General features: G+C 61.2%; 1 pseudogene. It reads right to left on the bottom strand.

Features of this window, described 5'->3' with window-relative positions:
• Positions 1 to 68 precede the first annotated feature (68 nt).
• A pseudogene (locus EN852_RS39570) lies at positions 69 to 291 on the bottom strand (hypothetical protein); the annotation flags it as partial.

Here is a 291-nt window from a genome sequence, read left to right as displayed (position 1 = left end):
CTTGGAAGGCTTGCATTGCCGGTGCAAATTGCCAGCAGGGTTCGGTTTAGTGCTTGTAGCTCAGTTGGTTAGAGCGCGCGGTTGGCCGCCGTATAGGCCTGCAGCACCATGGTGTAGACCTGCACGCCCTGGCTCTTCAGCTGCGTGCAGACATCCTTTGTCCAGCCATCGACATTGCGCGCAGCCGCCGTCTGGTTGTCGGAGCCGAAACGGCCGCCTCCAAGATAGCCGTAGGAGGTATAGTCCGACTTGGTCGGCTGGCCGCTGGCGCCGTAGACGACGTTTTCGCCG

The organism is Mesorhizobium sp. M2E.F.Ca.ET.209.01.1.1 (assembly GCF_004010375.2).
Classification (GTDB): domain Bacteria; phylum Pseudomonadota; class Alphaproteobacteria; order Rhizobiales; family Rhizobiaceae; genus Mesorhizobium.
This window is presented reverse-complemented; position numbering and strand designations above follow the sequence as displayed.